This window comes from Serratia sp. BFP-2025 (genome assembly GCF_050880365.1).
Lineage (GTDB): Bacteria > Pseudomonadota > Gammaproteobacteria > Enterobacterales > Enterobacteriaceae > Serratia > Serratia surfactantfaciens.
In genome coordinates, this window is record NZ_JBPAFV010000001.1 from 959,438 (window position 1) to 984,478 (window position 25,041).

Annotated in this window: 25 protein-coding genes; 2 read left to right on the forward strand and 23 right to left on the reverse strand. The window is 60.6% G+C overall.

Annotation, left to right across the window (positions count from 1 at the left end):
• Window positions 1–98: 98 nt before the first annotated feature.
• Window positions 99–1,139, reverse strand: a complete 1,041-nt coding sequence (locus tag ACRAWE_RS04420) for a LacI family DNA-binding transcriptional regulator (RefSeq protein ID WP_432524977.1) — start codon at window positions 1,137–1,139, stop codon at window positions 99–101.
• Between the two features lie 296 nt (window positions 1,140–1,435).
• Here ACRAWE_RS04420 and kynA point away from each other — a divergent pair, with 296 nt between their 5' ends.
• On the forward strand, window positions 1,436–2,278 hold the full coding sequence (gene kynA, locus ACRAWE_RS04425; protein WP_015378298.1) for a tryptophan 2,3-dioxygenase: 843 nt from the start codon (window positions 1,436–1,438) through the stop codon (window positions 2,276–2,278).
• A gap of 22 nt (window positions 2,279–2,300) precedes the next feature.
• Window positions 2,301–2,768 carry a DNA gyrase inhibitor SbmC gene (gene sbmC, locus ACRAWE_RS04430; protein ID WP_019453008.1) on the forward strand — a complete coding sequence of 156 codons (468 nt, stop codon included), beginning with the start codon at window positions 2,301–2,303 and terminating at the stop codon, window positions 2,766–2,768.
• Between the two features lie 72 nt (window positions 2,769–2,840).
• Here sbmC and ACRAWE_RS04435 read toward each other — a convergent pair whose 3' ends face one another.
• The 22 genes from ACRAWE_RS04435 to tagF form a co-directional block, all read right to left on the reverse strand.
• The gene (locus tag ACRAWE_RS04435; RefSeq protein ID WP_154746413.1) at window positions 2,841–4,772 is read right to left on the reverse strand and encodes a type VI secretion system Vgr family protein; all 1,932 of its coding nucleotides are present in this window, start codon (window positions 4,770–4,772) and stop codon (window positions 2,841–2,843) included.
• Between the two features lie 81 nt (window positions 4,773–4,853).
• Window positions 4,854–6,299 (reverse strand): serine/threonine protein kinase, encoded by a 1,446-nt coding sequence (locus ACRAWE_RS04440; RefSeq protein ID WP_063918566.1) that lies wholly within the window; start codon window positions 6,297–6,299, stop codon window positions 4,854–4,856.
• 49 nt (window positions 6,300–6,348) lie between these two features.
• A complete protein-coding gene (tssH, locus tag ACRAWE_RS04445) occupies window positions 6,349–9,003 on the reverse strand; it encodes a type VI secretion system ATPase TssH (protein WP_019453005.1) in 2,655 nt (884 codons plus the stop codon).
• A gap of 56 nt (window positions 9,004–9,059) precedes the next feature.
• The gene (tssG, locus tag ACRAWE_RS04450) at window positions 9,060–10,130 is read right to left on the reverse strand and encodes a type VI secretion system baseplate subunit TssG (RefSeq protein ID WP_432524981.1); all 1,071 of its coding nucleotides are present in this window, start codon (window positions 10,128–10,130) and stop codon (window positions 9,060–9,062) included.
• Entirely contained in the window at window positions 10,127–12,013 is a 1,887-nt protein-coding gene (tssF, locus tag ACRAWE_RS04455) for a type VI secretion system baseplate subunit TssF (RefSeq protein ID WP_019453003.1), read from the reverse strand. The genes tssG and tssF overlap by 4 nt, the downstream gene beginning before the upstream one ends.
• Before the next feature lie 4 nt (window positions 12,014–12,017).
• Window positions 12,018–12,593 (reverse strand): type VI secretion system baseplate subunit TssE, encoded by a 576-nt coding sequence (locus ACRAWE_RS04460; protein ID WP_019453002.1) that lies wholly within the window; start codon window positions 12,591–12,593, stop codon window positions 12,018–12,020.
• A 2-nt stretch (window positions 12,594–12,595) separates the two neighbouring features.
• Complete coding sequence (locus tag ACRAWE_RS04465) at window positions 12,596–13,417, reverse strand: type VI secretion system accessory protein TagJ (RefSeq protein ID WP_370520158.1); 822 nt, start codon at window positions 13,415–13,417, stop codon at window positions 12,596–12,598.
• Window positions 13,418–13,432: 15 nt separating this feature from the next.
• Window positions 13,433–14,419, reverse strand: coding sequence for a type VI secretion system-associated protein (locus tag ACRAWE_RS04470; protein WP_154746409.1), 987 nt, complete (start codon window positions 14,417–14,419; stop codon window positions 13,433–13,435).
• Between the two features lie 29 nt (window positions 14,420–14,448).
• Entirely contained in the window at window positions 14,449–15,222 is a 774-nt protein-coding gene (locus tag ACRAWE_RS04475; RefSeq protein ID WP_063918562.1) for a PP2C family protein-serine/threonine phosphatase, read from the reverse strand.
• The gene (tagH, locus tag ACRAWE_RS04480) at window positions 15,222–16,949 is read right to left on the reverse strand and encodes a type VI secretion system-associated FHA domain protein TagH (RefSeq protein WP_432524985.1); all 1,728 of its coding nucleotides are present in this window, start codon (window positions 16,947–16,949) and stop codon (window positions 15,222–15,224) included. Before tagH ends, ACRAWE_RS04475 begins: the two co-directional genes overlap by 1 nt.
• Window positions 16,950–17,060: 111 nt before the next feature.
• Window positions 17,061–17,321, reverse strand: a complete 261-nt coding sequence (locus tag ACRAWE_RS04485) for a hypothetical protein (RefSeq protein WP_432524987.1) — start codon at window positions 17,319–17,321, stop codon at window positions 17,061–17,063.
• Between the two features lie 150 nt (window positions 17,322–17,471).
• Entirely contained in the window at window positions 17,472–17,825 is a 354-nt protein-coding gene (locus ACRAWE_RS04490) for a T6SS amidase immunity protein Tai4 family protein (RefSeq protein WP_309531272.1), read from the reverse strand.
• Window positions 17,826–17,837: 12 nt separating this feature from the next.
• Complete coding sequence (locus ACRAWE_RS04495) at window positions 17,838–18,350, reverse strand: T6SS amidase immunity protein Tai4 family protein (RefSeq protein WP_432524989.1); 513 nt, start codon at window positions 18,348–18,350, stop codon at window positions 17,838–17,840.
• Between the two features lie 105 nt (window positions 18,351–18,455).
• Window positions 18,456–18,815 carry a T6SS amidase immunity protein Tai4 family protein gene (locus tag ACRAWE_RS04500; RefSeq protein WP_019452995.1) on the reverse strand — a complete coding sequence of 120 codons (360 nt, stop codon included), beginning with the start codon at window positions 18,813–18,815 and terminating at the stop codon, window positions 18,456–18,458.
• A complete protein-coding gene (locus tag ACRAWE_RS04505) occupies window positions 18,812–19,297 on the reverse strand; it encodes a type VI secretion system amidase effector protein Tae4 (RefSeq protein ID WP_071532806.1) in 486 nt (161 codons plus the stop codon). Before ACRAWE_RS04505 ends, ACRAWE_RS04500 begins: the two co-directional genes overlap by 4 nt.
• Window positions 19,298–19,356: 59 nt before the next feature.
• The gene (locus ACRAWE_RS04510; RefSeq protein ID WP_019452993.1) at window positions 19,357–19,839 is read right to left on the reverse strand and encodes an Hcp family type VI secretion system effector; all 483 of its coding nucleotides are present in this window, start codon (window positions 19,837–19,839) and stop codon (window positions 19,357–19,359) included.
• A gap of 300 nt (window positions 19,840–20,139) precedes the next feature.
• Complete coding sequence (locus tag ACRAWE_RS04515; protein ID WP_025159845.1) at window positions 20,140–20,631, reverse strand: T6SS effector amidase Tae4 family protein; 492 nt, start codon at window positions 20,629–20,631, stop codon at window positions 20,140–20,142.
• Entirely contained in the window at window positions 20,628–21,011 is a 384-nt protein-coding gene (locus tag ACRAWE_RS04520) for a Rap1a/Tai family immunity protein (RefSeq protein ID WP_019452991.1), read from the reverse strand. Before ACRAWE_RS04520 ends, ACRAWE_RS04515 begins: the two co-directional genes overlap by 4 nt.
• A 67-nt stretch (window positions 21,012–21,078) precedes the next feature.
• Window positions 21,079–22,584, reverse strand: coding sequence for a type VI secretion system contractile sheath large subunit (tssC, locus tag ACRAWE_RS04525; RefSeq protein WP_019452990.1), 1,506 nt, complete (start codon window positions 22,582–22,584; stop codon window positions 21,079–21,081).
• Window positions 22,585–22,587: 3 nt separating this feature from the next.
• A complete protein-coding gene (gene tssB / locus ACRAWE_RS04530; RefSeq protein ID WP_019452989.1) occupies window positions 22,588–23,124 on the reverse strand; it encodes a type VI secretion system contractile sheath small subunit in 537 nt (178 codons plus the stop codon).
• Window positions 23,125–23,247: 123 nt separating this feature from the next.
• Window positions 23,248–24,282, reverse strand: a complete 1,035-nt coding sequence (gene tssA / locus ACRAWE_RS04535) for a type VI secretion system protein TssA (RefSeq protein WP_063918560.1) — start codon at window positions 24,280–24,282, stop codon at window positions 23,248–23,250.
• Window positions 24,283–24,305: 23 nt separating this feature from the next.
• Window positions 24,306–25,025, reverse strand: coding sequence for a type VI secretion system-associated protein TagF (gene tagF / locus ACRAWE_RS04540; protein WP_019452987.1), 720 nt, complete (start codon window positions 25,023–25,025; stop codon window positions 24,306–24,308).
• Window positions 25,026–25,041 lie beyond the last annotated feature (16 nt).

Sequence of the window (25,041 nt, forward strand, 5' to 3'; positions counted from 1 at the left end):
CCGTTTATTTATTGCGACGATTCTATTTCTCTGATTTTGGCTGCGCCGATCCGGACGATGCCGGCTGCGCATCGTCTGGGTAAGCCGTTTTTACCGTATTAACCGGCGGTTTTGACGGAGCGCCGGCTGATGACCGTCGGCGGGAAGAGAAACTCGCCGGGCGGTTGCGAATCATTGTTGATGCGGCCGATCAGGCGTTCGACCATCAGTTGCGCCATCTCCGCCAGCGGCGGCCTGACGGACGTCAACCCCGGCTCGGCCAGGCCGGCGAGCGCGATATTGTCGATGCCGATCACCGAGATGTCTGCGGGCACCTGGACGCCGGCGGCGCGCAGGCCCACCATCAGCCCGATGCCCAGCGCGTCGTTAATCGCCACGATGCCGTCCGGGCGCGGCACCAACGCGAGCACGCGCGGCGCCAGCGTCAATCCCAGTTCGAACATCTCCGTGTCACCATAGGCACTGCTGGCCTTGCCTTCGATCACCCGCTGCCGTTCGTTCAAAGCATGCTGGCCCAGCGCGCTGAGGAAACCGTCTATTTTGTGGCTGCGCCCCACGGTCAGCGTCGCCTCGGTGGCGAACACGATATGCCGGCAGCCGCGCTCAAGCAGGTGCTGCGCGGCCAGGCGCCCGGCGGCGATATTGTCCATCGACACGCTGTCGAATAGCCGGCTATCGGCAGCCATCGGCTCGGCGAATGGGCTGTCGTAGCTGACGATCTTCATGCCCCGCTCGGCGGCCCGGACAAAATGGGTCTGGCGGATGTCGCTCGCCGCCACGATGATGCCGCGCACGCCGTGCAGGAACATATCGTCGATAAACGCGGCCTCTTCCTGCTCCTGGCGGTAGGCGTTACCCAGCAGAACGCGGTAGCGATGAGTGCGCGCCGCGCCGTCGACGGCGTGCGCCAGCGCCGAAAAGCTCGGGTTGACGATCGACGGCAGCAGCAGGCCGATAATTTTCGCCTGCGGTGCGGGTGCCGTCGCCGATTGAGCCGGCCGGTAGCCCAGGGTCGCCATCGCTCGTTCGATGCGCTCACGGGTCTGCGCGCTCATCTGGTGACTGCGATTATTCAGCAGGTTCGACACGCTGCTGATGGACACGCCGGCCAACCGCGCCACATCACGAATATTTGCCATTTGCCGCTACCTTGCTGCCTGCCGTTAGCCTGCAATCTATAAGGGAAGCCGGCCGCAGGCAAGCTGCAACCGGGGCGCCGCGTGCATGGGATCGCGCATTTGTGAGAGTCGTCAGGCGGCAGCCGTGTTGTTTACTAAACAACAACGGGGGTGGGGGCACTGTGTTAACGCAGATGAGTGAGATCTGCGAAGCATCTCTCGTTTATCGCCCTTCGGGGCGGCGGGTTCTGTACTATTGTTTTCTCTTTGCGGCACGTTCCAGGCCGATGGGGCGCTGGGCGCAACGGAGATCACAGATGAACAAACGGGAATTAGAAAGCGCGATTGTCACCGATTTTTCCAAACGCATGAGCTATGGCGACTACCTGTGCCTGGACCAACTGCTGGACTGCCAGCACCCGCTCTCCAACCCGCCGCATCATGACGAAATGCTGTTCGTGATACAGCATCAAACCTCCGAACTGTGGATGAAGCTGATGCTGCACGAGCTGCAGGCGGCGCTGCGGCTGGTGCAGCAGGACAAACTCAGCCACTGTTTCAAAATCCTCGCGCGCGTCAAACAGATCCAGCGGCTGCTGTTCGAACAGTGGGCGGTGCTGGAAACGCTGACGCCGTCGGAATACGTCGAGTTTCGCGACGTGCTGGGCAGTTCGTCGGGCTTCCAGTCGCACCAGTACCGGTCGATCGAATTCCTGCTCGGCAACAAGAACGCCGCCATGCTGGCGGTGTTCAGCAACGACGCGGAAAAGCACGCCGCGCTGAAGGCGATCCTCGAAGCGCCGAGCCTGTACGACGAATACTTGCTGTACCTGGCGCGCCACGGCTTGCCGATCCCGCAGGAGTGTCTCGAGCGCGACTGGACGCAGCCCTACCAGCGCAACCCGGATCTGCTGCCGGCGTTTAAAGTGATCTACGACAACCCGCAAACTTACTGGGAAGCCTATGAAATGGCGGAGAAGCTGGTGGATATCGAAGAGAGTTTCCATCTGTGGCGTTTCCGCCATATGAAAACGGTGGAGCGGATCATCGGCTTTAAGTCGGGCACCGGCGGCTCCAGCGGCGTCAGCTTCCTGAAAAAGGCGTTGGATCTGACCTTTTTCCCCGAGTTGCTGGACGTGCGTACCGAAATCGGTGCCTGAGACATTGTGAGGGGGAAGGGCGATGAGCGTGAGGATTATCGATAAAGCGGCGGAAAAAGTGGTGGGGGTGAGGGTAGTGGGGCCGTATCCCCAGACCATCCCGCAGGGCTCGCAGCAACTGCTGGATTGGCGGCGGCACCACGGCGTGCCGTTCGGCAAATGGCTGGTGTTGTATTGGGACGACCCGGCGGAAGTGGCGCCGGAAAAGCTGCGCGCCGACGTGGTGATGACCGTGGCGGACGATTTCGCGCTGCCGGCGGGTAGCGAGGGCGTTGCGGTACAGACGCTGCCCGCCGGGCAGTACGCGGTCTACCGCGTACGCATCAGCGATGGCGACTTCGAGCGGGTGTGGGGCGAGTTCTATCAGAAGCTGCTGCCGGCCAGCGGCCATCAGCCGGTTGAGGGGGCGAGCTATGAACACTATCTCAACGACTGCGAGGCCGACGGCTATTTCGACCTCGAGATTTACCAGACGGTGAAGAAGTGGTGAGGAAGGCGTGAGCTACGCAAAACGCCCTTAGGTGCGTTTTGCGTGCCGTTCGGAACGATTCTATTCTTAGGTCTATTTCCCTCCCGGGAACAGCTGATCGACGGCGCTCTGGATCGCCGCCTGATGGCCGCCGCCCGGTGCGGCGGTGCGCGCGGCGCCGCCGGGCTGGTTAAGATCCAGCTGGCCGCCGGTATTGATCTCCCCGTCCTCTTTCACCGTGATATTGAAACTGGTGCCGGTGATATTGATTTGGCCGTTCGCCAGCAGCTCGATCACGCTTTCGCCGCATTCCAGCCGCAGCGATTCGCCTGAGCCGAGGGTAAAGGCGTTGACCGCCGCGTCGCTGCGGGTCTTGCCGGTCAGCGTGGAGGCGTCGCCTTTGACCCCGCTGGCCTGGTTGAGCACCACCCGATTGATCTGGTTGCCGCCTACCAGGTGGGTGTGGTCGTTAGCGATGGTGTGGCTCTCGTCGTTTTTGACCTGGGTGTCCATGTTGCGTTCCGCCTGGATCCACACCTGTTCGGCACCGGCCTTGTCTTCGAAGCGCAGGGCGTTGGCGTTATCGGCGGTGCCGTCCTTGGTGCGGCTCATAAAGCCCATCTGGGTAGCGGCGGCCGGCAGCGCCCAGGGCGGCATGCTGGCTTCGTTATAGACGCGTCCGGTGACGATCGGCCGATCCGGATCGCCGTTGATAAAGTCCACCACCACTTCGTCGTTGACGCGCGGGATCTGCACGCCGCCGTAACCCTGGCCGGCCCAGGCGCTGGAAACGCGCACCCAGCAGGAGCTGCCGTCGTCCTTCGGCCCGAAGCGGTCCCAGTGGAACTTCACCTTGATGCGGCCGTATTTGTCGGTCCAGATCGATTCGCCGGCCGGGCCGACGACTCGGGCGGTCTGCGGCCCGTGGGTTTTCGGCCAGCTGGCCTGCTGCGGCGGGTGCCAGGGCACGTCTGCCGGCAGCACGATGAAGTCGATACGGTGTTCGCTGCTCTGATCGTCGCCGCTGGCGTAGCGGTTCTCTTTCAGGTGATAGTTGGCCTGCAGCGTCAGATATTCGCGGTTGTCGTCGGCGTGCGGGGCGTTATACAGCGTGAAAGTGCTGCCGGGGGCGATGCCCAACGCGGTGGCGGTGCCCCGAATCTGCTGATGCTCGGCTTGCCAGGCTTCCTGGCGCACGCGGGCGTAGAACTCGCCCTGCTGATGCTCGGTGTATCGGCCCGGCCAGTCGTAAACGTCGATCTGCCCCGGCGTCGGCGATACCGGGTTCTGCCGCGCCTGGAACAGCCAGGCGTTCGGCTTGCGGAAATCGTAGTCGTCCAGGCTGTAGATGCCCGGCGTGACGCGATCGGACAGCGTCCACTGGCTGATGCCTTCCTCGCTGGTGCTGCCGCCGGAGGGCGTCAGGTGGTAGGGGATCATCTCGTAGCCGGGATAAGGCTGGTGGTGGTGGGGCGCATCCCCGAGCACCAGCGTGTGTTTGCCCATCTCGTGCTTGAAATAGTAATAGATGCCCTCCAGCTCCATCAGGCGGCTGATGAAGTTGAAGCTGCTTTCGTTGTACTGCACGCAGTAGCCCCACAGGCGATAGTCGCCGGTCAGCTGATCTTCCAGCTGCACGTTATGCTCCGCCAACAGGGTTTTGACGATCTGCGGCACCGTCTGTTCCTGGAAGATGCGGAAGTTGCGGTCCTTGGTCATAGGCCACAGATCCGGTTGCACGTGCAGGTTATACACCGCGTAGCGCGTGCCGCCGATCTCTTCGCTGCTGACGGCGATGGCGGTGATCTTGCCGTTCAGGTAGCGCGGAGCGCTGAGAAAGCCCTGGGTTGGGATCTCCAGCGTCAGCGGTTGGCCGAGCAGCGCTTTGCGATCGAGGCGCGCATCGGTGCTCAGCAGTTCAATAGAGAAGTCGAAAGGAGTGGAAAGCGCTTCGATACCGTCCAGCGAGCGGAACAGCAGTTGCTCCTGGCCCAGTGGCGTGTGCGCAATAATGCGATCCAACATGAGAACGTCCTCTGTGATTGACGCATGCGTCAGTCTCATGAAATAGGGAGAAACCCGCCGCGGCGGACTTCAAATCCGGCATCAGCCGGCGGTGGCCGGATTGACCAGCCAGGTGCCGGCGTTGTCGATGCTGAGCTGCTGGCGGCGGAGCCGATCGTTGTGGCGGATCTCCAACTGATAACGGCCCGGCGCCAGGTTCAGGCTGGCGAAGCCATTTTCGCCCGGCGTCACCTGCTGCGGCTTGCCGTCGAGGCTAACCTGCTCACCCGGCTGCAGTTTGAAGTACACCAGCGCCACCGGCTGCGGCGGCGGCGCCGTTTTTTCAGGTTCTACCGGCGCAGGCGGCGTGGTTTGCGGTGCGCTCGGCTGCTGCGTCAGGGTCTTCTGCGCCGGTGAAGCCTCGGTGTTTTGGGCGACGGCCTGAGCGTCGTCCTTGCCGCCGCTCAGCCAGGCGACGGCGCCGATCGCCAGCAGCACCGCGACGCCGGCGCCGGCCATCACTGGGCGAGTGAGTTTGGTGCTGCGCGCGGTAACGGTGCCCGCGGCCGCAGCGGCGGCTGCCGGGTTGGCGGCGACCAGCAGGTTCTCCGGCGCGGCCGTCGGGGTGCTGATGATTTCGTTCTCATCGGCGATCGGCAGCTGCAACAACTCGGCCATTTCATCGATGGTCTGCGGGCGGTCTTCCGGCTTCAGCGCCAGCGCGCGGTCGACGGTGCGCAGCAGCTCCGGCGAGTAGCCGGCGGGGCGGCGATCGGCCAGCGGTTGATAGCTGTCTTCGATGCTGCGCACCACGCTGACCGGCGGCGGCGAGCCGACGATCAGCGTGTGCAGCACGGCGCCCAGCGCGTAAATATCGGTCCATGGCCCCTGTTCGCCGTCGCTGTTTTCGGTGTACTGCTCGATCGGCGCAAAGCCCGGTTTCAGCATGATCTCCGTTTCGTCCGACAGGTTGCCGATCTCTTTGCGCGCCGACCCGAAGTCCAGCAGCACCGGCAGCTGGCTCTCCTGGATCTGGATGTTATCCAGCGAAATGTCGCGGTGCAGGTAGCCTTCCTGATGGATGGTGTTGATGGCGCTGAACAGCGGCGGCAGCAGCCGGCGTATCCACGCTTCGTCAATCTTCTCCGGATGCTGCGCCTGCAGGTTTTTCAGCGTGGTGCCGCTGTAGAACTGGGTGCCCATATAGGCGGTGCCGTTTTCTTCCCAAAAGCGCAGCACGTGCAGCAGGCCGGGGTGCGAGAAGCGCGCCAGCAGACGCGCCTCCTGAATAAAGCTGTTCAGCCCGGCCTGGAAGGTTTTGCCGAAGCGCTCGCCGCGCAGCCCGATGCTGAGATCGTCGTTACGTTTCGCCAGCGAGGTTGGCATGTACTCCTTGATGGCGATGGTGCGTTCCAGTTGGTGATCGTAGGCGCGGTAGACGATGCCGAAGCCGCCTTCGCCGATCGCTTCCTGGATCTCGAATTCGTTGAATCGATAGCCGCTCGGCAGGCTGTTCGAATTCGGTTTGGTTATCCCGGTTCCCGACATAGTGATGACTCTCTGTGTTCAAAGGGCCGCCGTCTCGGAGGCCGCGGCGTTATGCCTGAAATTGACAAATGAATTCGTTGTTCTGCAGCGCGATATGCAGCTGGCGATAGCGCTGGTCGTTGGCGCTGCCGGTCAGCAGCCTGTGGCTGATCTGCGGCAGCAGGGTGTTGGTCAGGATGGCGTCGACCATGCGGCCGCCGGACTCCACCTCGGTACAGCGGCTGACGATCTGCTCGATGACCGCGTCGTCGAAGGTGCAGACGATGTCGTGATTCTCCGCCAGGCGGCGCTGAATACGGCCCAACTGCAGCCGCACTATGTTGCCTAGCGTGGCGTCGGTCAGCGGGTAATACGGCACCACCAGCAGGCGGCCGAGCAAGGCGGCCGGGAACACCGACAGCAGCGGCTGTCGCAGCGCGCCGCTCAGCGCCTCCGGTTCCGGCAGCAGCTCCGGATCGCTGCACAGCCCGGCGATCAGATCGGTGCCGACGTTGGAGGTTAGAATGATGATGGTGTTGCGGAAATCGATATGGCGGCCTTCGCCGTCCTCCATCCAGCCCTTGTCGAACACCTGGAAGAAGATTTCATGCACGTCCGGGTGTGCCTTTTCGATTTCGTCCAACAGCACCACGCTGTAAGGGCGACGGCGCACCGCTTCGGTCAGCACGCCGCCTTCGCCATAGCCGACATAGCCGGGCGGCGCACCTTTCAGCGTCGAAACGGTGTGCGACTCCTGGAATTCGCTCATGTTGATGGTGATGACGTTTTGCTCGCCGCCGTACAGGGTTTCCGCCAGCGCCAGCGCGGTTTCGGTCTTGCCGACGCCGGACGGCCCGGCCAGCAGAAACACCCCGACCGGCTTGTTCGGATCGTCCAGCCGCGCCCGTGAGGTGCGCACTCGGCGGGCGATCAGATCCAGCGCATGGCGTTGACCGATGACGCGCTGGTTCAGGGTGTCGGAGAGTTGCAGCACCGCTTCAATCTCGTTTTTCACCATGCGGCCCAGCGGAATGCCGGTCCAGTCGGCCACTACCGCCGCCACGATGTTGGCGTCGACGGCGGCGAAGATCAGCGGCGCTTCGCCCTGCAGCGCGCTCAGCTGCTGCTGCAGTTCGCCCAACTGGGCGCGCAGCGCGTCGGCGTCCGGGCGCGCCTGCGTCTCTTCTTCGGCGGGCTCTTCTTCCTGCTGATGCAGCTGGGCGCGCAGTGTGATGATCTGCTGGATCAGCGCCAGCTCCTGCTGCCAGCGCTCGGTCAACAGTTCCAGCTCCTGGCGCAGCGCGGTCAGCTGGGCTTCAATCTCCTGCGGGCGCAGGGGATCGCCGATGCCGACCTTGGCCTCGCGGTGGGCGATATCCAACTCTATTTGCAGCGCATCGATGCGGTGGCGGCAGTCTTCAACCTGAGCGGGCTCGGCGTGTTGGCTGACCGCCACGCGCGCGCAGGCGGTATCCAGCAGCGCCACCGCCTTGTCCGGCAGCTGGCGGGCGGGAATATAGCGGTGAGACAGCCGCACCGCAGCGTCCACCGCTTCATCCAGCAGCAGCACGCGATGGTGTTGTTCCAGTGGGCTGACGGTGCTGCGCAGCATCAGCAGCGCCTTGTCTTCGCTCGGCTCGTGCACCTGCACCACCTGGAAACGGCGGGTGAGCGCCGGGTCTTTCTCGATGTACTTCTTGTATTCCGACCAGGTGGTGGCACCGATAGTGCGTAACTGGCCGCGCGCCAGCGCCGGTTTCAGCAGGTTGGCGGCGTCGCCGGTGCCCTGGGCGCCACCGGCGCCGATCAGGGTGTGAATTTCGTCGATAAACAGGATGATCGGCGTCGGGCTGGACTGCACTTCGTCGATCACCGCCTGCAGCCGTTTTTCAAACTCGCCCTTGACGCCGGCGCCGGCCTGCAGCATGCCGATGTCCAGTAGACACAGCTTCACGTCGCGTAGCTGTGGTGGCACGTCGCCGGCCACGATGCGCAGTGCCAGGCCTTCCACCACGGCGGTTTTCCCGACGCCGGCCTCACCGGTCAGCAGCGGGTTGTTTTGGCGGCGGCGCATCAGGATATCGATGATTTGCCGGATCTCTTCATCGCGGCCGGCCACCGGGTCGATCTCGCCATTGCGCGCTCTGGCGGTCAGATCCTGGGCATACTGCGCCAGCACGCTTTCACCGCTGCGCGGCGCGCCGGGCAGGGGTTCAGCGCTGTTTTCCGCCGGCGCATCCTGGGCGTTTTCCGCCGAGTGAGCGGTGATGACGGCGAACTGCTCCATCAACAGATCGGCGTTGATGCGTTCGAACTGTGGGGAAATGGCCTTCAGCAGATGGCGCAGGCTGTAGGTTTTCAGAATGCCGAGCAGCAGGTGGCCGCCGCGGATGCGCGCCGCGCCGAACTTCAATGAGCCATAGACCCAGGCGCGTTCCACCGCGCTGTCGATGTGCTCGGACAGATCGGAGATGGCGCTGGCGCCGCGCGGCAGGCGATCGAGCGCTTCGACGATGTCGCGTGCCAGCTGCGCCTCGTCCAGCGCGAAGTGGCGAACGATCTGCTGCAGATCGCCGTCCGGTGATTGCATCAGCTGATGCAGCCAGTGCGCCAGTTCGACATAGGGGTTACCGCGCAGCTTGCAAAACGCCGTCGCACTTTCCAGAGAGGTGAATAACAGGCTATCCAGTTTGCCAAATAATACCGAGCGGCTGATTTCAGACATGGTTTTCCTCAGGTCTCAGGGTGGCCTGACGCCGCAGGGCGCCGGCCGAAATAGGGTCAGAACGGATTTTCCAGCGGTTCAGGGCTGAAGATCAGATCGTCGAGATCGCGCTTTCGCCGATCGTCGGCCAGCCAACTGCTCAGGCCCAAGCGCTGCGTGCCGCCGAGCTGGATGCCGTGCGCCTGTTCCTTCGCCAGAATCAGGCGTACTTCCCAGACAAACTCGATGCCCAGGTATTGGCGCACCCAGTCGCGCAGTTGCCGGCACAGCTCGGCGCCGGGCAGGAAGCGGTCATAGTCCTGCTGCGGCATCGGCCCCAGCTCGATGCGGAATTTATGCTGGATATCGCGCACCGCGATGCCGAGAAAGGCTGACTCGCCGAGCCGCGGCGCACCGCGCCCGGCCTTGAGCCGCGCCTGTTCGCGCGGTTCCACCCGCAGCCAGTGCGGCACGTTTTCGACGATGCGCACCGGCACCTTGAAATACTGCTGCAATATTTTGCTCAGGCCTTCCGGATCGCGGCTGTGGCGAATCAGATGACCGGCCATAAAATGCTTGGCGTGGGCGTTGAGGCTGTCGCGTTCCTGTTGCGCCGGCTGGCCGATGCCGATCAGGCTCGACAGATACTCGTCGAAGCGCCGGTTGTCCGGGCGATCCAGCGATACCGTCGGCTGCGCGTCGGCCCAGGCGCGGTAAAACAGCAGCGTCAGCCGGTGATGGAACAGGTTGGTGAACGCCAGCAGGGTGGTGTCCTGATGGTGGTACACCCGTTCGCGCACGTATTCGGTCAGGTGCAGCGGCAGCGGCCCGTTGGGGCCGAACAGGCCGAAGCTGAAGATCGAAACGTCGTGCAGCGGGCTGTTGGCGCGTGGCGCCACCTGCGCCAGCGTGGAGGGCGCGAACGACAGCGACGGCTCCTGGCCCAGGCGCAGCATCTCGTGGCGCGGCAGCGGCGCTCGCCCCAGCAGATAGGGTTGGCCGCCCTGGGCGTCGATGCGGCGCAGCAGTTGAAACAGATCGTGCTTGTAAGGCGCGCTGCGCAGCCGCGGCCAGAAGTCGTCCGGCAGCCGATACAGCGCATTGATCTGCGGCGGCGCCAGTTCGGTGGCGATCATCTCCGCGCTCATATCAGCGTCCTTTTGCCCATGCGCGCCTGCCAGTGGGCGATTTCGCCGCGCTGCTGGCTCGAGAGCGTCATCTCGGTGAAGGTGTTCATCGCCACCAGGCGCGAGAACAGGCGCTCCAGCACGCTGCCGAGCAGGTAAGGGCTGTTGCCTGAGAACGCCTGCTCATCGACCGTCAGATCGATGGCGATACCGCGTGCGAACACGATCGGGCCCGGCTCCGGCACACGCCGATAGACCGGCCGCAGGTTGCAGTGGCGCACGCCCTGGATCTGTTTGGCGATCGCCGGTTCGCTCAGATTGCCGTACAACCCCAGCAGCTGGCGCAGGCTGGCGGCGCCCTGTTCCGGATCGCCGTCCATCATGCTGAGGTAGTTCAGCTGCAGCTGACTGATCAGCCGCCAGGTGATCATGCCTTCGGCCAGTGCCGGGCGCGGCGGAGTGGGGCCTTTGCGCAGCGAAACCTGCTTGATCGGGATCGAATCGGGCATCACGAAATTGCCCTGATCCTGTTGCAACAGCATCAACGGCAGGTCGCGGCTGGTGCACAGCACGTCGGCGGTGAGGTATTTCAGATCGCTGTGCCACGGCGATTGCCGCTCGTCCACCAGCGACACGAACACTTCCGAACCGGCATAGCCGGTGCGGGTGCCGTAGCGGCGGGCATGTTCCGACAGCGTGCGCTGTTCGCGCCGCAAAGAGAAATAGGCACCATAGTTGCCGTCGTCCGCGCTCAGGGTGCTGTAAAACGGCCGAAACTCTTGCTCGTAGCGTTTTTCGCTGGCGCTGCCGCCGAGCCGCTGCACCGAAAACACTTCGTAATCCAGCGGGCGGATGTTGTCGACCACCAGATGGTATTCATGGCTTTTTTCGTTGATCGCGATGCGTTCGGCGACCTTCGGAAACAGGTTGATCACTGGCGTGCAGTGCAGCGCCAAATGGGCGGCGTCGACCACCCGTTCCAGCGCGACGTCGTGCCGATCCAGCAGCACCACGATCTCGAACTGGCGCAGCGCCTTTTTCCCTTCGCGCACGCTCTGCAGCAGCGGGCGCAGGCCGTTGACGCTGAAGAACTGGAAGCGCGCCGGGAAGGCGAAGTACTCCTGCAGCAGCCGGTAGCCTTCGAAGTTGCGCAGGTCGTTGGGCAGCAGCGCCTGTTCGGCGGCGAAGCCCTCCTGCCGCAACCCGTCCAACGCCAGCGCCCGCCGCTGCGGCTGCGCTTCCACCGTTTGGCAAATCAGCCCGACGCTGTGCTGCATCAGCAGTTCCAGCAGCTGCTGCGCCTGCATGTCCGGCCCGGCCAGATAAAACATCAACTGGTCCAACTGCAGGTTGTTGAGCGTGACACTTTCGTAGCACTCGAGACGAATGCGCAGCGCGCTGACGCAGCCGCTGTGCTGCAGCCCCAGCGAAGCCAGCGGGATATCGGCCGGAATGCCGCCCAGTTCGACGCCGGCGATGCGCACCGGCTGCAGCGTGACGTCATGCGCCGTGGTGTAACTGCAGGTGATGCCGCTTTTCTTCAGCGTCTGGCTGTCCATCATGGTGCCGCGCGGCACCACGAAGCCGTTGCTGATGTCGCCCTTGCTGCTGTCCGGCTGCAGCTCGGCGATCGCCATCGACGGCGTCGGCGACAGATAGTTGGGATAGATGATCTCCAGCAAGCGCTGAGAAAAGCGCGGGAACTCGGCGTCCATTTTCAGCTGCACGCGCGAGGTGAGGAAGGCGAAACCCTCCATCAGGCGCTCGATATAGGGATCCGCCACGTCGATGCCGCGCATGCCGAGGCGGCCCGCGACCTTCGGGTACTGTTCGGCGAACTCGGCGCCCATCTCACGCAGATAGGCCAGCTCGCGGTTGTAATAGTCTAAAAGTTTACTGTCCATCGCCTTACCCTATGTCTTTCAGATCGAAGTGGCCGTTTTCCAGATCCACGTCGGTACGGAACAGAAACTCCAGCGGATAGGGCACGCACCACAGGCGGCCCTTGATTTCGATCGACAGCACGTTGTGCAGTTCCAGCGAGCCGGTGTCCGAGATGCAACGCACCTGCAACCCTTCGGGCAGAATGCGCGGCTCGAAATGGAGAATGGAATCGGTCAGCGCGCGCTGAATGTCCAGCCATTCGATGTCCGACATGCGCTTGCCCGCCAGCGAGGCGATGCCGTAATTCAGGGTGGAACGCCGCACCTGCGGAAAATCGCCGAGATCCAGATTGGATTCGCTGTTGACGCAGTTGAACAGCCACTGCAGATCGCGCAATACCCGGCGGCGCAGCTCGCTGTGCGACACCAGGTTGCGCACCTGCGCCTCCTGCTTTTTATGCGGTTCGTCGTCGGTCAGCATATCGAGCAGCACCGGCTGCATTTTGTCGCGCGACGTCAGGCGTTCGCTGTCCTGACGATAGCGATAGCCCTGGCGGCGCAGATCGCCGCCGTCGTAGTGGGGTGGGCGCTTATCGTTCATGTTCAGGCGCTCGCGTCGAAGCTCAGCTGCCGCAGGCTGTGCAGCGGGAATTCATCGCTTTCGCTGAGCCAGGTCTTCAGGCCGAGCCCGGCATAGTGGGTGCCGTCGCCCAGCGGTTGCCATTCGGTGCGTTTGCCCAGCAACAGCGCGTCGTCGCTGTCTGCAGCCAGCGGATAACGGGCGGGCAGTTGGCACACCTGTTCGCGGCCATCGGTCAGGCGCACCAGCGCATGGCTCCACACCAGATCGATGGCGCTCTGCGGCGCCTGGAACTGGATCGCGGCGATGTCGGCGAACGGCAGCCAGTAGTAAACGCCATTCAGCGCCAGCTCGCACACCGGCCCGAGGCGGCCGTCGCCGTCGGTCAGCCAGTCGAAACTCAGCTGCCGCTCTTGCTCCCCTTCGGCCAGCGTTAACCGCCCGGCGCCGGCCGGCGCAGCTTCCAGCGCTTGGTCGCGCAGCGCCTGGGCCTGTTCGGCCGCCCCTTGTGCATCCTGATGCAGCGCCTGCACCAGCAGTTGCAGCCAGGGCTGATCCTGCCGCAGCAGCGCCGGCGCGGCCGTGCCGGCGAACACTGCCTGGCGCTGCAGCTCGGCGTTGACCGACTGCATCAGCAGCAGTGTGGTCGGTTGGGCGATCGGTTTCAGCGCCTGCCAGGACTTCAGCTGTGCGTTGGCGCGCGTCCAGTTGCCGCTCAGGCACAGCAGTTGCACCAGCGCGGCGCGCAGATCGGCATCCGCCGGTTTCGCCTTGATGTCATTTTCGACGGCGGTAATGGCCGCGCCGATCGAGTGGCCTTGCAGCATGCTTGCTAATGATTTCACAGGCTTTCCTTATAATCAGTGAGTGGCGCCGTTAACCGACAGGTAGCTGCCGCTAGCCGGATCGACCCGGTCTTCGGCCAGCTTCTCCACCAGTTTGAAGGCCAGCGGGGCGGGGGCGCTCAGCAGCGGTTGCCAGGCGGCCTGCGCCTGTTGCACGCGCTGTTTGATCTTGTTCTCGTCGGCGGCGTCGACGCGCGCCATTTCAACGATCGCTTCACCGTTGAACGCCCAGGCGTGCAACTGCGGTTCGAAGCTCAGCAGCAGGAAACTGCCCGGCGCCTGCGGGTTGCCGCCCAGCACCAGCCGTTGGGCGTTGGCGCTGACGACGGTCAGCGCGCGATCGCCACCGTTGATCTTCGCCAGCGGGTAGCCCTGCAGGAACCACAGCGTCGGCGAGAGGGTCTGGCCGCCCTGTTGCAGCGTGACCGCGCCGCTGCCCTGCAGCCAGCCGTCCTCGCCGCAACGCAGCGCGTCGCCGGCGGGAATGAACAACGCGCCGCCGTTGGCTTCATCGCGCCAGAAAGTGCGGAAATGGCAGCCCTGCGGCAGGCTGAAACGCTGCGGCGGTGCGGTGTCCGCCTGCGGAGAGGTCACGGCCACCGCCGCAGGGATCGCCGGCTGCGGCGGAGTTTCCGGCTGCTCGGCGGTCTCCTGTTTGACCACCGGTTTCCAGCCGCGCGCTTTGGCGGCTTCGCCGCTGGCCAGCTTCTCACCGCGCTTGTCGGTCAGCGTCCAGGGCAGGTGGCCGGCTTTCGGGCACTGCTTTTCCAGCAGATTGCCGACGCGCGGCAGGAAGTCGTTCAGCACCGCCGGATCTTTGCCTTGCGCCGAGACGATGCGCAGCGGGATGCTTTTGCCGCACCAGCTTTCCGGATTGCTGTTCTTGACGTCATCGATAAACACTTCCAGCTTCTGGCTGGGGGAGTAAACCAGGCGATAGTTCATCGCCTGCGCGGTCGGTACCGCCATCAGGGCAACGAGCCCCGGCATCCAGTATTTCATAGTGAACCTTGCTGTGAATGTGCGCCGACTCAGTCGCGAATCAAAAACCGTTCCGCATCCGCCAGCGAATGCAGCAGGGTGGTTTCCTGCGGTGAGCCAATCCAGACGGCGATAGCGCTGTAGTTATCGCTGTTATTGTTTTTCTTCCATGCCTGCTGCATCAGGGCGATCCACTCGCTGGGGGAGTTGACCATGTGCAGCGACTGTTCCAGTTCGGCCTGGCTGAAGCTGTGCCAGAAGCCGTCGGTGCACAGCAGGAAAACGTCGCCGTCCTCCAGCTGCAGCACGTCGCTGTAGGTGGCGTCGCGCTCTTCGTTGAGCCCCAGCGCGAAATACAGCAGGTTGCTGTTGATGCCGTTGGTTTGATAACCGGCGTCCTGCATTTGTTGGATCAGGCTGTGGTCGGTGGTGACGGCATGCAAGTAGCCACGGCGGAACAGGTACAGGCGGCTGTCGCCGGCGTGCGCCCAGTAGGCCAGCTGATAATCGCGATCGATAAACAGGCTGACCAGCGTGGTGCCCATCTTGCTGTATTCGTCTGACTGCCGCTGCTGCTGGTGGATCGCGGCGTTGGCGCGCGTGATGTGCTGACGAATGCTCTGGGCGTTCAGATGCTTTTCGCCGTCGAAGTTTTGCAAAATGGTGTCGCGCGCCAACTGGGCGGCGATATCGCCGCCCGGAAAGCCGGCGATGCCGTCGCACACCACGAAGCAGGCGGCGCGGTTGCCGAGCACCTCGCCGGTTTGATCCTGGTTGGAGGCGCGGCCGCCCTGGTTGGAGGTAGAGGCTATGGTGATATTCATTACGCGTCCGGTTTGGTCTGTGAGTCTTTGTATTGATTCACTTCAACGTCATAGGCGTGCAGGAAGGCTTCGCCGAACAGGGTGTGGAAATCGTCCTCGATCTCGCCGGAGGTTTGCTGATAGTTCTTCACGAAGTAGTCCCACAGCGCGGCCTTGCGGTTGGCGGGCAGCGACAGGCGCGGCGCCACGCCTTCTTTGCGCGCTTCCTCTTCGAGGCGCTCCGGATTGAACGACTGCAGCATGGCGGCGATGATGGCGCGGATGCCGGCGATCATCCCCAACTGGTGCGCCTGCAGATCGATCAGCGCGTCGCGTACCGCCTGCTCCGGCGGCATAAAGCCCGGCATCTGGCTGCCGAACATCTGCATCAGCACCGTTTTACCCGAAGGCAACAGCTTGAACGGGTTGTTGGCTTCGTCGAGGATCATGGTCATCTCGGCCTTCACGCCGCGCTTGAGGATCGAGCGGGATGAGAGCAGGGCGACGGTGCCTTGCGAGAACAGGCTCAGCAGGCGGCCGGCCTGGCGGATCTGGCGTTCGTCGAAATGCGGCTGTGGCTGCAGATCGTCGAGACCGATGCCTTGCAACAGTGCCGTCAGCAACGGCCCTTCCAATGCGTCGCCATTCGGCGCGGCGGCGTGTTGCCGCTGGGCGGACTGGTAGGCGACTGGATCGATGCCCAGGCGGTTGCCCTGGCGCGGGCGCGGCGGCTGCGCGGGCGGTTCCGGCTGGCTGAACTGCGGCGCGGGTTGGGGTTGCGGCTCGGGCAGCGGCGTCGGCTGTGGGCGCGGCGCTTGCGGTTGTGCGGCGATCGGTGCCGGTGCTGGCGGCGGGGACGACGGCTGTACCGGTTCCTCCGGCTGAGCCAGCGGCACGGCGCCGCCCATCAGCAACCCCAGCGGATCGTTGCTGTTCAGCGTCTCTGGCGAAGCGGGGGCGGATGAGCCCCCGAACAGCGCCAGCGGATCCAGTTCTTGCTCCGGTTGCTGCGCATTCTGCGCCGGGGCTGCCGGACGCGGCGGTGCCGCCTGTTCTGCCAGCAGCGCGCTAGGGGTGGTATCGGCCAGGATGTGCTCGCGCTCAAAGGTGGCGTCGGTGTTGAACAGCGCCGCCGGATCGGTTTGCTGCTGCTGCAGTTGGCGCAGATCGACATTGCCCGCCAGCTGCGCCAGCGGATCGGCCGGGTTCAGCTCGCGAGTGGGGGTATCCAGCAGCGGATGATTGTCCGGGTTGGCGACCGGCGGCGGTGCGGCGGCGGCCGGCGCGTTCGGCGTAAACTCTTCCACCAGGCTGTCCCAGATTTCGTTGGGGATTGGCGCGGCGGATTTTTCGGTGGCGGCGGCAACAGGGGCTGCCGCCGCAGCAACGGCGGCGACCTTGGCCACCGGTTGAGCCTGCGGCGCGGCGTGTTGCTGCAGTGCGCTGACTTCGATCTGGTAATCGTCGATGCCCAGTACGTCGCCGTCCTGCAGTTCAACCTGGCGGCCGCGCTCCAGCGGAATGTCGTTCAGCAGCACGCGGGTAACGTTGCCGCGGTTGGTGATGCGGCATTCGCCGTCAGCGGAAATATGCACGATCGCCTGTAGACGGGAAATGGCGCGTTCTTCATCCGGCAACACCAGGTTGTTATCCACGCTGCGGCCGATGGTGCCGCCCGGCGGCAGAAAATCGCAACTGCTCTGCGGCGGAACCTGGCCGCTTTTATTTTTTACAATGGAAAATCGCATAAGGCATTCCTGCTGATTAGGAGGTAGTGCAATAATTAATGATTCGCTCTTTGGCTTGCCAAAATTGGCGGGTATTTTGGCAAGCCGCAAAAGTGATTTTGTGACTAAGGTTTATTGTTTGCTTTCGCTGCGTGAGTTGCTTTTATTCTTGATGAAGATTTTATGGGCGTCTTTTGATTGGGATAAAGCGAGGCATTCAAGCGTATGATAACTATCAGTGGTAGCCGCTTGACGCTCTTGTGTTAAATAACTCTCCACCAGGTTCTCACCCTCTTCAAACGCGGAAAGGGGAAGTTTGCTAAATTCCAGATAAGCGCTGGCGCTTCTGAACGTGTTTTTCCTGGTATTTTCTGAGTCTGTAAACTTTCCCAAACAACGACTGATTAACCAATTTTATACAATGTTTCTTGCGGCAGAGAGTCAATAGAGGTTTTTGCGAGCAGTAGAAACACCAGAAAGTCATTGTGTTATTCTCATCCGAGATGACCTTTAAGAAAACCCCTCGTTTAATAAGCCTGGATATCAATTGTCGTCTTTTCCATGGTATTTCTTGATGATGGCTTGCAGCGCTTGGCTGTGTACAAGATCGATGCACTTGGCCATTGTCATCGGCTCCCCTGACATACTGTCATAAGGCTTTGCCAGAAATTCTTTTGCCAGCGCCCTGACGGCGGTATGTGCCTCCAGAGAGTAATCGCCGAATTCCATGTAACCCCGAGCGGCGGCGGCGGCATCGTTTTTGACTTCTTTTGCTGAGTACCCCTCGGCGATGCAAACGCTGAGCGCGTAGTTTTTGAGGTTATCGGCAGGGGAATAGTCAATTTCTGTCGCTGCATTAACGCTCAACGTTGCGGCGAAGGTCACAGTCAGTGATATTTTTTTCACTGGTTATTTCCGAGGAGGATTTTCATTTACTCTGTCCGGATTGTCTTTCACCCAATTATCATTAGGGCGCTGTGCATAAACTTTCGCAAGTTTGTCAAGTTCTTCACTATGGTACATATCCATGCACTTCATTAAGTCTAAGCGGCTTTTCCCGTCCTTAGCATTGTAATTCTTTTGCAAATACTGCTTTGTCAGCTTGATGATAGGGGATTCTTCATCACGAATTGCATAGTATGACCAAGCATCGATTCCATTCGATGAGGCAATTGCATCTTTGCTAGCTTCTGGTGATGTCTTATAAGCGACGGAAATGCAGTAGGTCAGAGCAATATCCTTGTAGTTTTGCAAATAGTTTCGGTACGCCGCTTGCGGTGGCCACTTTTCAATGGGTTCTTCTTGGTTTTTCTGTGCTATAGCACAAGTGGCATATAGACAAAAAAAGGAGATAAGGATTTTTTTCATCTCAACACTCCAAAATCCGTATGGTTTGTGCAGAGTAATAGATAACCAGTGCATGAGTATCTCAATGCTTGATGGCTAATACCCAGTGAAAATAATTAATAAAACTCTAATTTGGCTGAGTTGATGGTCTTATAAAATTGCAACCTACAATGTTAATTATTAATTAGAGTAACGTTCGAAGATGGCTTTAGCCTCACTGGAACTCTGCAGCGAAAGGCAATCTAAAGTATGATAACTTCCTTTAACTGAGCCTTGACTATTTTTATTTGCGTACTGTTCCGCCAGCTTCTCGCCTTGTTCGAATGCATCCATGGGGAGTTTACTGAATTCTAAATATGCGGAAGCGGAACGGAAGGCATCTTGCTTGGTTTTTTCTGAGTCAGTAGACTTCCCAATGCAGCGGCTAACCAGCCAATTTTCATAAAGTTCGCTTTGTGGTAAGTTTTCTATTTTTATATCTTCCGCCAGAAGCATAGGAGAAACGAGAAGAAGAGCAAGGGCGATGTGGGTAGTTTTCATTTTAATATCCAAAGTGATGCGACTTCAGGAACAAAAGATCCATTCTCAGGATCCCCCATGAAATGACAAGAGTCAGAGCAAATGTCACCGTTCCATAATGTGACATGTCCTCTGGCATTTCGCCAGCCATTTCCTTGTATAACCATTATCCCTTTTTTACCTGAAAATTTAGCTGGGGTAGGGGATTTCACCGTGATATCAGGCCTGCCGAAGTTCTTTTCTAAAAAGAGAATCATATCGTTAACACGATAAAGATACCATTTTTTATCTTTACCAGACACAGTCGCATAACCGGAGTTAGAGGGAATTGGTATGCCTGTATAGTTGAGTACATAGCTCATCCGTATAGGGCAAGCATTTTCAAAAATACCGTTTTCAATATTGCTTTCTACTTTTCCACCAATCAATGCACCCACTTTTTTTACATTGATATTGACTTCAGAAAAACGAATCCATGCGGGCCCAAACAGAGGTTTTTTCATCCTGACTCTCCATTGCATCCATGTTATGTACCCCCCGGCCGTAACCGGGGGGATGCAGATTAAGCTTCGCGGTTTTCCTTGATGTTCCAACCTGCGCTGCTTTCGGCGCCTTTGCCGCCTTTGTCGCTCTGCTCCCAGTACTGCTGCTTCACTTTCGCCGCCTGGAAGGAGTAGGTGATGCCTACGGTGTCTTCGCCGCCTGCACCGGTGTACTGCACGGCGGTGACCAGCACGTCGTCCAGGGTGATTTTGACGTACTCAACCTGAGTACCGCCCGCCTTGCAGACAGACAACTCAACCTTGGTCAGGTGTTTACCGCTGGAGCAGTGCTTCAGCAGCGCCGGGGTTGACTTGTCGACCAGCGCGTTGACGTGCAGATCGTTGAAGCACACTTTGCCGGCGCCACCGCCGCCGCCAACGCCCATATTGCCCGGTTGAGAAGCGCCCCAGGAGAAAGAAGTGATGTCGGTCCAGCCTTTGTGATTCGAATCTTTAGATTCGCCGCTGGCACCTTCAACTTTCAGGAACATATCAATAGCCATAGTTTCTTCACTCTTTATTAAGGGTTAACAGTAGTATTAACGTTACGTTGAAAAACTCAGGTAATAGCAGCAGGAATTGCAAGTGTGGTAATGCATTACCAATTTATATCCTTGTGCCATGCACCTTCTTAAATACCGAAAACTATCGGTACGGGTTACCGAGCCATTATTAAGATGATAATGGCTCAATGCTTAATTATTTCGCGTTGTCTTGGTTTCACGTGCGATCTGGATTGCCTGCTATGAGCAAGCATGCAGTTAAACCCAACCTCATGCTTTTACTGATAAGCCGATGGCACACTAGCTCAATTCCCAAAACCAGACTTCTTTGCAGTTAAAATAGCAATGGGAATGGCAGGTCAATAGTGAGTTTTCTGGTTCGATCAGATCAATGTGTCCGCCATCATAGTTGGTGATTTTATTGAAGAACACGACGCCTTTTTTATTGCCAATACCTTTCTCTGCATCTGGAGCATTAAAGAAAATTTTGGCTTTGCCAAAACTACTGGAGCGATGCAATTGATCGGCCAACAGTTTGGCTCCCGGTTCAATCGTTTTACCCTTATAGGCACCTTTTTTGATTGGCAGGCGGCCTTTGAAGCTGATGCCGGCTTTCAACAGCGCCAGGCTCATGCGGACAGCACAGGTATTGGCATAACCAGGATTTTGCTTTAGAAGCGTATCAAGCTCATAGCCAATCTCAGCGTAAACGGCTTCTGCTGCCAAATATCCCGGGCTAGAGTAATCAGAGGAGTAATGGCTGCTTTTTAGCTGACGATATAAAGGTTTCATGCTTTGCCTCCTTTGCAGGGGAAGCGAGTCGCCAGAGCCTCTTCAATCAGGGGGGCAGCCCTTTCATGCAGGCGCGCAGCGGGAAGTTTATTAAAGAATTCGAATACAAACTCCTGCAGAGTGACGGTTTGTAGCTGGCTGTATTGGCACCAGCTTTTTCCTTCCGTCGCGTCCAGCACGCCCAGCAAATAAATTCGCGCTTTCTCTTTTTCCTGTTTATCTGCACTGCGGTAGAAACGGAAAAAGTCGCTGCCTGACAGATTGACATCATCGGAAGTCAAATGCGCTATCGATGTCTGCTCTGCGAAAGCGGGCGTCGCGGCGCAGAGCGAGCAGACGACAGCCAACAGCGATGCCAGATAAAACCGTTTTGTCTTCATCTTTCTTTCCCTGTGATGAGGTTGATGTATCCGTCAGGCCGCGCTATCGCGGCCTGACTTCAGTCCATCAGGACGCGTCGTTTTGCTTCAGTGAAGGCAGTTTCGACACCAGGCGCAGGGAGACGGTCAGGCCTTCCAACTGGTAGTGCGGGCGCAGGAAGAACTTGGCGCTGTAGTAGCCCGGATTGTCTTCGATCTCTTCCACCTGCACTTCCGCTGCGGCCAGCGGTTTGCGCGACTTGGTTTCCTGCGAGGAGTTGGCCGGATCGCCGTCCACGTAGTTCATGATCCAGTCGTTCAGCCAGCGCTCCATGTCGTCGCGTTCGCGGAAGGAGCCAATTTTGTCGCGCACGATGCATTTCAGGTAGTGCGCGAAACGGCAGCAGGCGAACAGGTACGGCAGGCGCGCGGAAAGCTGGGCGTTGGCGGAGGCGTCGGCATCGTAATATTCCGCCGGCTTCTGCAGCGACTGCGCGCCGATAAAGGCGGCGAAGTCGGAGTTTTTGCGGTGCACCAGCGGCATAAAGCCGTTCTTGGCCAGCTCGGCTTCGCGGCGATCGCTGATGGCGATCTCGGTCGGGCACTTCATGTCCACGCCGCCGTCGTCGCTCGGGAAAGTGTGGCACGGCAGGTTTTCCACCGCGCCGCCGGATTCCACCCCGCGAATGGCGGTGCACCAGCCGAACTCTTTGAACGAACGGTTGATGTTGGCGGCCATGGCGTAGGCGGCGTTGGTCCAGGTGTAGTTGCCGTGGGTCGCGCCGTCGGTCTCTTCTTCGAAGTCAAACTCGTCCACCGGGTTGGTGCGGATACCGTACGGCAGGCGCGCCAGGAAGCGCGGCATCACCAGGCCCAGATAACGCGCGTCTTCCGATTCGCGCAGGCTGCGCCAGGCGGCGTACTCGGTGTTCTGGAAGATCTTCGTCAGATCGCGCGGGTTGGAGAGCTCCTGCCAGGACTCCATCTGCATCACGCTTGGCGCGGTGCCGGCGATGAACGGGCAGTGCGAGGCGGCGCCGATCTTGGCCATTTCACCCAGCAGTTCCACATCCTGCGGGCTGTGATCGAAGTAGTAGTCGCCCACCAGGCAGCCGAACGGCTCGCCGCCGAACTGGCCATACTCTTCTTCGTAGACTTTCTTGAAGATCGGGCTTTGGTCCCAGCCCACGCCTTTATAACGCTTCAGCGTGCGGCCCAGCTCCTGCTTGGAAATGCTCATGAAGCGAATCTTCAGCATCTCGTCGGTTTCGGAGTTGTTGACCAGGTAGTGCAGGCCATGCCAGGCGCCTTCCAGCTTTTGGAAGTCGTCGTGGTGAATGATCTGGTTGATCTGTTGCGACAGCTTTTCGTCGATTTCCGCGATCAGCGCCTGAATGGTGCGGTAGGCGTCGGAAGAGACGGTGACGGTGTTTTCCAGCGCCTGTTGCGCCAGGGTTTTCACCGCGTTCTCGACTGCTTCTTTAGCCTGATCGGTCTTCGGCCGGAACTCTTTGTTCAGCAGCGCGCTGAATTCGTCGCTGGAAAAAGTCTCGGTGGTTTGCAACGCATTTTGTTGCTGAGGCGAGTTGCTCATCGATTAATCCTCACGCTCGTTGTTGTCGTCGTTAACCGCCGGCTTTGGCGCGTCGGTCAAGGAGTGCAGCAAGGCCGGGTTTTGCAGGATCTTGGAGATCAGCTCCTCGGCGCCGTTTTTACCGTCCATATAGGACAGCAGGTTGGAAAGCTGGGTGCGGGCGTCCAGCAGATTGCCCAGCGAGTCGACCTTGCGGGCGATAGCGGCAGGGGAGAAGTCTTCCATGCTTTCGAAGGTCAGATCGATGTTCAGTTTGCCTTCGCCGGTCAGGGTGTTGTCGACCTGATAAGCGACGCGCGGCTTCAGCGATTTCATGCGCTCGTCGAAGTTGTCGACGTCGATTTCCATGAACTTGCGTTCCTCCACGCTGGCTTGCGGATCGACCGCTTTCCCCACCAGATCCGCCATCACGCCCATCACGAACGGCAGCTGGATTTTGCGCTCTGCGCCATAAATTTCGACATCGTATTCAATCTGTACGCGCGGCGCGCGGTTGCGGGCGATGAATTTCTGCCCGCTGCGGGATTTCGAGTTTGACATGATTTACTCCATCTAATGGCGATTGGGAACGCGCCTCGTCCGGCTGGGAGAGTCAGGTTCTGATTCGGGTCTGCGCAGGCGGCAGACGGTATCGGGTGTCGTCAAGAGAACAAAAGTCGGTGGCTAGCTGTTCTCCTCGTGGTCGGGGCGACCGAGAATGGTCTCCAGTTGGTTAAGCCCATCGGGCGCCAAATCGCGGACGATTTGCATAAAGTCCAGCGTAATCAGCCGCTGGACCCGATCGATCATCAGCGGCGCCGGGTGGCTCGGCTCATGAAGACGAAAATAATTTTTCACCTTGTCCAGCATCAGCTGGGCGTCGTCGCGCGACTGGATTTGCGCGCTGCGCCAGTTGAGCGGCGCCGTGACGTTTTGTACCGCGGCCGGTTGCGGCTCGGCGGCGGCGGCTTGCGGCGCGGCGTCCGGTTCGGTGGCGGCCGGGGCGTCGCTTTGGCCGGCGAGCGCCACCAGAGAAAACACCTTGGTTAACGCGCTCATTTCAGGCAGTGCGCTTTCCCCCAGATGGCGGGTCACTTCGCTGCGAATGGCGCTCAGGGTGTTGGCGATGTGCGTCACCAGAGCGCCTTCGGGGCGATCCTGTTGCGCCAGCTCATCCTGCAGCCGCGCGCGGCCGCCGGGAAAGTTGGGGCACTCTTGCTTGCTGCCGTCGAGCAGGGCGCCGGCGTCGCGCAGCGAGATTTCACCGGCGGCGCTTTTCAGCAACGGCGCGGCGCGCACGCTGGCGGCCAGCGCGGCTTTGTCGCCAAGGTCGGCCAGCGCGTTGATGCGAAACAGCGGATCGGCCTCGCCGTCGAACTCCAATGCCGGCTGCAGGCTGTCCCAGTAACGGAGTATCGCCTGGTTGATCAGCGTCAGCCCGTCGGCGTAGCCCGGCAAGCCGCGCAGCTGGGTCCAGGCGCGGGTGAGGTACAGCATGACGCGCAGGTCTTTGGTGCGTGCCAGCAGCGAGGTCGAGAGACGCTCGACCTGCACCCAATCCGGCGCCTCTTCCGGAATGATGGTACTGCCGAACTGCTGTTCGGCCTTGCCGGTGGCGGCGCGCGCCATCGCCAGAAAGTCGGCGTCGTATTCCAGGTTGTCGCCGCAGGGATTGTCCGCGTCAACCGGGGCCAGCAGGGTATCGGTATCGATAGCCATAGAATTTCCTTCAACGAACGATGTTAATCAAACATTTGCGGGTACTGGCCGCCGCGGCCGGGGCGCGCCCAACCGTTGGGCTCGAACAGCAACGAAAACAGCTGCACGGTGAGGTTGCCGCTGTGCACGTGGGTGTAGAGCGGGTGCCCGTCGGCCTGATTGGTCCACCAGAAGCTGGTGTACTGCGCCGGGTCGAAACAGTCGGCGGCCTGTTGCCAGCCGAGGCCCGGCACGTCCGGATGCTGAAAACCGATGATCGACAATATGTCGGAGTCCGCTTCGGCCGGCGGGCTGGGCAGCGCCGGGATCGCCTGCAACGTGCGGTCGATCTGTTCGGCGGAAAAGCCGTTGCGTACGCCGTTCAGCAGGGTATGGCCGAGCTGCTGGTACCAGCCCGCCGCCATATTCAGCTGTTGCGGGCGCCAATCCTGCTGGCTGAACAGACGCAGCGCGCAGATCGGATAGCGGCGCCCGACGCGGTCGCGCGCCGGCAGCAGACAGCCCATCTGCACGTACTGGCTGCCGAGCGTGGCGGGGATCACGAAGTTCCACACCGGCGCGTTGCTGAACGGATGGCCGTTCGGCCCCTGCGCCTCGCGCTGCAAGTTCACCAGCCCGTTATGGAACCAGTGGGCCCAGTGGTTAACCACCGGATCGGGCAGGCGGCGTTGCAGGAAGTCGCCGGCGGAGGGCAGTTTGCCATACCAGCCGATGCTCGCCGGGGCGCTTGAATCAGTGCTCATGGTCATGTCCTTTCGG

Bases quoted from the DNA above. Each gene is read 5' to 3' on its own strand.
- ACRAWE_RS04420 (WP_432524977.1), bottom strand. From the start codon at position 1,139: ATGGCAAATATTCGTGATGTGGCGCGGTTGGCCGGCGTGTCCATCAGC.
- tssC (WP_019452990.1), bottom strand. From the start codon at position 22,584: ATGAGCAACTCGCCTCAGCAACAAAATGCGTTGCAAACCACCGAGACT.
- tssA (WP_063918560.1), bottom strand. From the start codon at position 24,282: ATGGCTATCGATACCGATACCCTGCTGGCCCCGGTTGACGCGGACAAT.
- ACRAWE_RS04500 (WP_019452995.1), bottom strand. From the start codon at position 18,815: ATGAAAACTACCCACATCGCCCTTGCTCTTCTTCTCGTTTCTCCTATG.
- kynA (WP_015378298.1), top strand. From the start codon at position 1,436: ATGAACAAACGGGAATTAGAAAGCGCGATTGTCACCGATTTTTCCAAA.
- tssG (WP_432524981.1), bottom strand. From the start codon at position 10,130: ATGAGCGCGGAGATGATCGCCACCGAACTGGCGCCGCCGCAGATCAAT.
- tagF (WP_019452987.1), bottom strand. From the start codon at position 25,025: ATGAGCACTGATTCAAGCGCCCCGGCGAGCATCGGCTGGTATGGCAAA.
- ACRAWE_RS04515 (WP_025159845.1), bottom strand. From the start codon at position 20,631: ATGAAACCTTTATATCGTCAGCTAAAAAGCAGCCATTACTCCTCTGAT.
- ACRAWE_RS04470 (WP_154746409.1), bottom strand. From the start codon at position 14,419: ATGAAATACTGGATGCCGGGGCTCGTTGCCCTGATGGCGGTACCGACC.
- ACRAWE_RS04460 (WP_019453002.1), bottom strand. From the start codon at position 12,593: ATGAACGATAAGCGCCCACCCCACTACGACGGCGGCGATCTGCGCCGC.
- ACRAWE_RS04435 (WP_154746413.1), bottom strand. From the start codon at position 4,772: ATGTTGGATCGCATTATTGCGCACACGCCACTGGGCCAGGAGCAACTG.
- tssF (WP_019453003.1), bottom strand. From the start codon at position 12,013: ATGGACAGTAAACTTTTAGACTATTACAACCGCGAGCTGGCCTATCTG.
- ACRAWE_RS04475 (WP_063918562.1), bottom strand. From the start codon at position 15,222: ATGAATATCACCATAGCCTCTACCTCCAACCAGGGCGGCCGCGCCTCC.
- tagH (WP_432524985.1), bottom strand. From the start codon at position 16,949: ATGCGATTTTCCATTGTAAAAAATAAAAGCGGCCAGGTTCCGCCGCAG.
- ACRAWE_RS04495 (WP_432524989.1), bottom strand. From the start codon at position 18,350: ATGCACTGGTTATCTATTACTCTGCACAAACCATACGGATTTTGGAGT.
- ACRAWE_RS04510 (WP_019452993.1), bottom strand. From the start codon at position 19,839: ATGGCTATTGATATGTTCCTGAAAGTTGAAGGTGCCAGCGGCGAATCT.
- ACRAWE_RS04520 (WP_019452991.1), bottom strand. From the start codon at position 21,011: ATGAAGACAAAACGGTTTTATCTGGCATCGCTGTTGGCTGTCGTCTGC.
- tssH (WP_019453005.1), bottom strand. From the start codon at position 9,003: ATGTCTGAAATCAGCCGCTCGGTATTATTTGGCAAACTGGATAGCCTG.
- sbmC (WP_019453008.1), top strand. From the start codon at position 2,301: ATGAGCGTGAGGATTATCGATAAAGCGGCGGAAAAAGTGGTGGGGGTG.
- ACRAWE_RS04505 (WP_071532806.1), bottom strand. From the start codon at position 19,297: ATGAAAAAACCTCTGTTTGGGCCCGCATGGATTCGTTTTTCTGAAGTC.
- ACRAWE_RS04440 (WP_063918566.1), bottom strand. From the start codon at position 6,299: ATGTCGGGAACCGGGATAACCAAACCGAATTCGAACAGCCTGCCGAGC.
- tssB (WP_019452989.1), bottom strand. From the start codon at position 23,124: ATGTCAAACTCGAAATCCCGCAGCGGGCAGAAATTCATCGCCCGCAAC.